This is a genomic window from Phaeovulum sp., from assembly GCF_047638075.1.
Classification (GTDB): Bacteria; Pseudomonadota; Alphaproteobacteria; order Rhodobacterales; family Rhodobacteraceae; genus UBA6197.
On record NZ_JBLJBV010000008.1, the window covers coordinates 20,316 to 27,350 of the forward strand.

General features: G+C 59.9%; 7 protein-coding genes. 2 read left to right on the forward strand and 5 right to left on the reverse strand.

The features are described from left to right. The first annotated feature begins 56 nt into the window (after window positions 1–56). The gene (gene gdhA / locus ACM62R_RS01045; RefSeq protein WP_415182214.1) at window positions 57–1,406 is read left to right on the forward strand and encodes an NADP-specific glutamate dehydrogenase; all 1,350 of its coding nucleotides are present in this window, start codon (window positions 57–59) and stop codon (window positions 1,404–1,406) included. 71 nt (window positions 1,407–1,477) lie between these two features. Here the strand turns inward: gdhA and ACM62R_RS01050 are convergent, their stop codons facing one another. From ACM62R_RS01050 to ACM62R_RS01065, 4 genes are all read right to left on the reverse strand, one after another. Beyond that, on the reverse strand, window positions 1,478–2,761 hold the full coding sequence (locus ACM62R_RS01050) for an NAD(P)/FAD-dependent oxidoreductase (RefSeq protein ID WP_415182215.1): 1,284 nt from the start codon (window positions 2,759–2,761) through the stop codon (window positions 1,478–1,480). 449 nt (window positions 2,762–3,210) lie between these two features. Continuing rightward, window positions 3,211–3,843 carry a DUF1638 domain-containing protein gene (locus ACM62R_RS01055; protein WP_415182216.1) on the reverse strand — a complete coding sequence of 211 codons (633 nt, stop codon included), beginning with the start codon at window positions 3,841–3,843 and terminating at the stop codon, window positions 3,211–3,213. After that, window positions 3,840–3,998 carry a hypothetical protein gene (locus ACM62R_RS01060; protein WP_415182217.1) on the reverse strand — a complete coding sequence of 53 codons (159 nt, stop codon included), beginning with the start codon at window positions 3,996–3,998 and terminating at the stop codon, window positions 3,840–3,842. The genes ACM62R_RS01055 and ACM62R_RS01060 overlap by 4 nt, the downstream gene beginning before the upstream one ends. Window positions 3,999–4,107: 109 nt before the next feature. Beyond that, entirely contained in the window at window positions 4,108–4,809 is a 702-nt protein-coding gene (locus ACM62R_RS01065) for a corrinoid protein (RefSeq protein ID WP_415182218.1), read from the reverse strand. Window positions 4,810–4,954: 145 nt separating this feature from the next. Here ACM62R_RS01065 and ACM62R_RS01070 point away from each other — a divergent pair, with 145 nt between their 5' ends. Then, window positions 4,955–6,037 (forward strand): PA0069 family radical SAM protein, encoded by a 1,083-nt coding sequence (locus ACM62R_RS01070; protein ID WP_415182219.1) that lies wholly within the window; start codon window positions 4,955–4,957, stop codon window positions 6,035–6,037. A gap of 60 nt (window positions 6,038–6,097) precedes the next feature. On the opposite strand, the gene bmt is transcribed toward ACM62R_RS01070, so the two are convergent. Further along, window positions 6,098–7,035 (reverse strand): betaine--homocysteine S-methyltransferase (gene bmt / locus ACM62R_RS01075; RefSeq protein ID WP_415182220.1); only part of this gene is annotated, 938 nt, incomplete at its 5' end.

The following is a 7,035-nucleotide window of genomic DNA, read 5'->3' on the forward strand; positions in this document are numbered from 1 at the left end:
GCGCTAAGCGATCCGAAAATAGCCTGCAAACGAAGTTCCTTTCCTAAAGGCATCACATGAACAAGATCGACGATAAATTGCAGCCAATCCTGGCTGAAGTGGTAAGCCGCAATGCGGGCGAGCCGGAGTTTCACCAAGCCGTGCAGGAGGTTCTGGAAAGCCTTGGGCGGGTGGTGGCCAAACATCCGCACTATCTGGAAGCGGCCCTGATTGAACGGATCTGTGAACCCGAACGCCAGATCATCTTTCGCATTCCTTGGGTCGATGACGCGGGAAATGTCCAGATCAACCGCGGTTTTCGGGTTCAGTTCAACTCGGCGTTGGGGCCCTACAAGGGGGGCCTGCGGTTTCATCCGTCGGTCAATGTCGGGATCATCAAGTTTCTGGGCTTTGAACAGACCTTCAAGAACGCCTTGACCGGTATGCCCATCGGGGGCGGCAAGGGCGGTTCGGACTTTGACCCCAAAGGTCGCTCTGACGCCGAAATCATGCGGTTTTGTCAGTCCCTCATGACCGAATTGCACCGCCACCTGGGTGAATATACCGATGTGCCAGCGGGTGACATTGGCGTGGGTGGCCGCGAAATTGGTTATATGTTCGGCCAATACAAACGGCTGACAAACCGTTATGAGGCGGGCATCTTGACCGGTAAGGGTCTGAGCTATGGCGGGTCGCAGGCGCGCACCGAGGCGACGGGCTATGGCAACACCTATTTTGTGCAAGCCATGCTGGAAACCAAAGGCACCAGCTTTGATGGTAAGCGGGTCGTGGTTTCGGGCTCGGGCAACGTCGCGATCTATTCCATCGAAAAGGTGCAAGAGTTTGGCGGGAAAGTCGTCGCTTGCTCGGATTCCAGCGGCTATGTGATTGATGAAAATGGCATTGACCTGGCACTGTTGCAGGAAATCAAAGAGGTTCGGCGCGAACGCATCTCTGAATATGCGCTTCGCAGGGGCGAGGGTGTCCAGTTTATCGCCAACGGTTCGATCTGGGATGTGCCTTGCGATGTAGCGATGCCGTCGGCAACGCAGAATGAACTGTCGGGCAAAGATGCGCATACGCTGATCAAGAACGGTGTGATCGCTGTGGGCGAGGGGGCCAACATGCCCTCAACCCCCGAGGCGGTGCGGATTTTTCAGGATGCGGGCGTGTTGTTTGCCCCCGGCAAGGCGGCAAACGCGGGCGGTGTGGCGACCTCGGCGCTTGAAATGCAGCAAAACGCGTCGCGCGACAGCTGGTCGTTCGATCAGACCGAAACGCGTTTGGCGGCCATCATGCGCGGCATCCACGACCGGTGCTATGAGACTGCTGATGAATACGGCGCGCCGGGCGACTATGTTCTGGGCGCGAACGTCGCAGGGTTCGTGCGCGTGGCCGAGGCAATGCGCGCCTTGGGTGTCGTCTGAAAAAGCGGCCCCGGCCAGGTTTTATGGCCGGGGCACTGACAGGGCAGCCCCGGTGCTGCCCTCTTTGATTTTCAGCCCTTTTTCACTTCTTTCAACTTGTCGATGCCCAGCATTTTCATCGCGGCCTTTTCGTAATAAGGCTCTGAGGTGCCTTTGCGCATCTTGTGGATAAAGTATTTCTCAAAACCAACCTTGGCCATGTGCACCCACTTGCCTGACGATGACCAGTTCACGTTGCGCGGCGGCATTTGTGGCTGTGCGACGAACGCAATTCCGCCATCCCCAAAGTCCGCCAGACAGACCGCATTCCAGGTGCCAACCTGATCGGGCTCTTTGCCCTTCACCAGATTGCCGAGGTTGTGCGCCGTGGCGGTGACCATGGATTCAATCATGAATCCGGTTTTCGGAACCCCGCAGGGAACCGGCGTTGGCCCCATCGGCGGGATCGCCACACAGACGCCTACGGCAAAGACGTTGGGGTATTTCGGGTTGCGCTGGTGTTTGTCCACAATGGTAAAGCCGCGCGGATTTGCGAGCCCCTCGATACCGGAGACAGCCTTGATGCCCCGAAAGGCGGGCAGCATCATCGCATAGCCGAAAGGCATTTCCTTTTCAGACTTCACCGTTCCATCATCGTTGATTTCTTCGATGATCATCTTTCCGTCTTCGACCTTTTTCACCCGTGATGAGGTCATCCACTTGATGTCCTTGTCACGCATTTCAGATTCCAGAAGGCCCTTGGTATCACCCACCCCGTCCAGCCCCAGATGCCCGATATAGGGCTCTGAGGTGATAAACGTCATTGGCACCTGATCGCGCAGTTTCAGTTTGCGCAGGGCGGTGTTCAGGATGAACAGAAATTCATATGCCGGGCCATAGCAGCTTGCGCCCTGTACCGCGCCGACGATGATCGGGCCGGGGTTTTCGCAGAACTTTTCAAACGCCACCCGCGCCGTTTCTGCGTGATCAATGTGGCAAATGGATTGGGTATAGCCGTCGGGGCCAAAGCCCTCGATTTCGTCAAACGCGAGATCTGGTCCCGTGGCGATGACGATATAATCGTAAGAAATTGATTGACCGTCTACCAGGACCAGCCTGTTTTCTTCTGGAACCAGCTTTTCGGCGGCGACGGGAATGAACTCGATCCCCTTTTTCTTCATCGTTGGCGCCAAATCTACCGAGGTGTCTTTGCGATCGCGCCAGCCCACGGCGACCCAAGGGTTTGAAGGGACAAAGTGATACTTTGCGTCCTTGGTGACCACCGTGATCTTATCTTCCGGACGGACCTGATCGCGCAATTCATAAGCCATTATGGCCCCGCCAAGCCCCGCGCCGAGCACTACGATATGTGCCATGTATTTTTCCCCTCCCATTGGCCGACCGATCGGTCGGTTGCAAGTATGCCTATAATTGAATGTAACAACATCTCATGTCTAGTGAATTTGATGCATATCAAGGGACCAGGGAAAAAGTGGCGGTCGGTGTTTGCGCATCACGGATGATACGACCCTTAAATGACGGGCATTATCGCATGATATGCGCCCGTATCCCCATTGTTTTTTTAAGAAGAAAGAACAGGTTATCTTGCGGGTCGCGGCTGCGCTGCGAAAGGTTTTCGTGTAGAAGACGGCATGCTGATTTCGGTCAGAACCGCTTTGCCCTTTGTTCGTAAAAGGGGCGTTATCCTGAAAGATGCGGCCCCCGGGGGTGACTATTTCCAACCCGGGATGCGTGATTTGCGGTCAGGGGGTGTGATGATCAGGGACGCCCGTTCCAACTGCCGGCACAAACTGGCGCTGCACGCTTAAAGGCCGGCCAAAACCGGTGCGAGATCGCCATAACCGGTAAAGCGGCGCTCATACCGCAGGCCCAGCCGGTCCGCAGCCTCGCGTGCCTTTTCGTCCAGCGCCGGGTCGTTCGTCTGCGCCTGATAGATCAGCCGATCATAATTGCCAAAATACATCTCCAGCAGTTCCGGGTGCCGGTCCAGCCCCATCGGCCGCCAGACAAAGGCATCGAACTGACGCACCAGAAAATCTGTCAGGTAAAAGGCGGTGAATTCATCATCGGCCTTGGCGGCAAACACCTCGTTGCCTTCGTAAAACGAATAGCAATGCGGCCCGGCCACCATCTCAACCCCGAGTTCGGCACAGCGCGCGGCCAATTGCCCGCCTGTGCCGCAATCGGCATAGACCACAAAAATGCTGTCATACGCGGCGCGGTGCTTTTCGACCGTTGCCGTTACCGCGTCCGTAATCCGGTCGGGCCAAAGGTGCAGGTTCGCGGGCAGGCAGGTCAGGTCGAGATGGTGCCAGCCGTTCGCCTCTTTCAGCGCGACAATCTCGCGCGCCAAGGCACCGCAGGCGATTAGCAACACCTGACCTGTCCGCGCCGGGGGTAAACCCGCCTCGGCCAAAACCTCATCCGAGGGTATCATTCGACCCGTGTCATCAAACGTACGACCCCCGCAGCAATCAAGACTACCAGCGCCAGCACAGCAAGCGACACCCCGGATGACGCCGCAAGCCACACCGTCGCCGCAGCGGCAACGATGATGACAGCAAGCAGCGCAAGGAAATGAGGCAGTGGCATGAAAACCTCCTATTCCCTTCAATATGGGCCGTTCGCGCAAAAAGGCCAAGGTCCGGGTTGTGTTTTGGGGCGGATCGGCGGGCTTTTGCCCCGGAACCGCCCAAAAACCTTAGCCAGCGGCCATCTGGTTGTGCTTGCGCGCAATGAAGGTCTTGGCGGTTTCCACGGCTACGGCGGCATCGCGGCAATAGGCATCGGCGCCGATCGCGCGACCAAACTCTTCGTTCAGGGGCGCCCCCCCGACCAGCACGATATAGTTTTCGCGGATGCCCTGTTCCTTCATCGTGTCGATCACCACCTTCATATAGGGCATCGTGGTGGTCAGCAGCGCCGACATTCCCAGAATATCGGCCTCTTCGCGCACCAGCGCCTCAAGGTATTTCTCGACCGGGTTGTTGATCCCCAGATCGACCACCTCGAAACCCGCGCCCTCCATCATCATCGCCACCAGATTCTTGCCGATGTCGTGGATGTCGCCCTTGACCGTGCCGATCACCATCTTGCCCATGCGTGGGGCGCCGGTTTCGGCCAAAAGCGGCTTCAGGATCGCCATCCCGCCCTTCATCGCACCGGCGGCCAGCAACACCTCGGGGACAAACAGGATCCCGTCGCGGAAATCTGCGCCGACAATGGTCATGCCCGCCACCAACGCCCTGGTCAGCACATCGTAGGGCGTCCAGCCGCGCTCCAGCAGGATGTTGACGCCTTCCTGGATCTCGTCCTTGAGGCCGTCGTAAAGGTCGTCGTGCATTTGAAGCACTAGTTCATCGTCATCCAGTTCTGAAAGGATGATGTCTTCGTCGTCGGCCATGGCGCTCTCCTCGGCGGTCGTTAACCTCTTAATGCGGGCAAAGCCCCGGCGATACTTGGCAAATTGCGACATGCGCCCCATCACAACCGACAAGGGACGCGTAAAGCCTCTGGTATGTGTTCGCCAAATGTTCTAAGTTTGCGTCATGTCCCTGCCATCCGCCAACCCCGCATTGCGCCTGAAAGCACGCGGCAGCGCCGCCAACCCCGTTGGCCGGTTTGAGCCCTATTCCCGCACCCCCGTTGATGATGGCTGGGACATGGCCGAGGATGAACACCTGTTGCGCACCAAGCTGGCGATTGAACGTCCGCGCAGCATCATCACCCGCAACACCTCGCCCGATGTGCCGTTCGACCGGTCGGTCAACCCCTACAGGGGGTGCGAACATGGCTGCATCTATTGCTTTGCGCGGCCCAGCCACGGCTATCTCGGGCTTTCGGCGGGGCTTGATTTTGAAACCCGGTTAACTGCGAAACCCGATGCCCCAGCCCTTTTGGCGCGCGAACTGTCGCGCAAGGGTTACCGCGTGGCGCCGCTGGCGATCGGCACCAATACCGACCCCTATCAGCCGGTCGAGGCGCGGCTGGGCATCATGCGCGCGCTGCTTGGGGTGCTGTCGGACTTCAACCATCCGGTCGCCATTGTGACCCGCGGCGCCACGATCACCCGCGATCTGGACATCCTTGCCAGTCTGGCGGCGCGCAATCTGGTGCGGGTCGGCGTTTCGGTCACCACACTGGATGCGAAACTCGCCCGCTTGATGGAGCCGCGCGCCCCGACGCCCGCCCGCCGCCTTGCAATGATCCGCGATCTGGCCGGGGCAGGGGTGCCGACCCGGATCATGGCCGCGCCGATGATTCCGGCTTTGACTGACCACGAACTTGACGCGATCCTTGCCGCCGGTCAGGCCGCTGGCGCTACGTCTGCGTCGATGATTCTGCTCCGCCTGCCGCATGAGGTGGCGCCGCTGTTTTACGACTGGCTCGACCGCCACCAACCGGGCCGGGCCGCGCATGTGCGGGCGCGCCTTCATGACATGCGCGGCGGGCGCGACAATGACCCCCGCTTCAAGACCCGAATGACCGGCGAAGGCCCGATGGCGCAGCTTTTGGCGCAGCGATTCCGCCTTGCCTGTCGCCGCCTTGGGCTGAACCAGGCGTTGCCGCCCCTTGATTGTAGCCGCTTTGCGCTACCACCCCGCCCCGGCGATCAGCTAAACCTGTTTTGATCCGCGCCGCCATAAGGCGCAAGGTGTCCGCCGTGGTTTCTTGACCAGAGACTTTGCCGTTTATCCGCGCCGCCGCCCACGCCGCTCGCGGGTGGGGCCGCCGTCATCGCCGGTCCCGTCCGAGGCCGAGGAATACCCGCCCAGCGTCGCGGTAATCATCTCCAGCGATGGTCGCGGCCCGCGTGGGCGGCTTTCCAGTGCCGCGCGCATCATCTTCAGGTGTTCGGGCATCGTGCCACAACAGCCGCCGATGATCGTGGCCCCCGCATCGCGCGCCAGCACCGCATATTCGCCCATCAACTCGGGTGTGCCGTCGTAATGGATATGTCCGTCGTGATATTTGGGAATGCCGGCATTGCCCTTGGCAATGATTGGCCGCTCGGTCCCGGATGAGGCAAACCCCAGAATCGTGCGCAAAAGATCCGGTGCGCCGACGCCGCAATTGGCACCAAAGGCCAGGGGCGGGTTGGGCAGCTTTTCCACCAGCGCCGCCAACTGCGCCGAGGTCACGCCCATCATCGTGCGCCCGGCGGTGTCAAAGCTCATCGTGCCGCACCAGTCCATCCCGGCCAAAAGCGCCGCTTCTGCCGCCGCCTTGAATTCCTCGGGCGCCGAGATCGTCTCGACCCAAAGCACATCCGCGCCGCCCGCCTTCAGCCCCTCGGCCTGTTCGTGAAACATCTCGACCGCCAGTTCATGCGTGAGCGTCCCCATCGGCGCGAAAATGTCACCCGTTGGCCCCATCGACCCGGCCACCACTACCGTCCGCCCCGCTGCATCGGCCACCTCGCGCCCCAGTTCAGCGGCCAGGCGGTTCAGCTCATGCACCCGGTCTTGGGCGTTGTGCAGCTTCAACCGGCTTGCATTGCCGCCGAACGAATTGGTCAGGAACAGATCCGACCCCGCCTCGACGGCGCCGCGGTAGAGCGCGCGGATATTGTCAGGTTGCTCCACATTCCACAGTTCCGGCGCCTCGCCCGATGACAGGCCCATGTTGA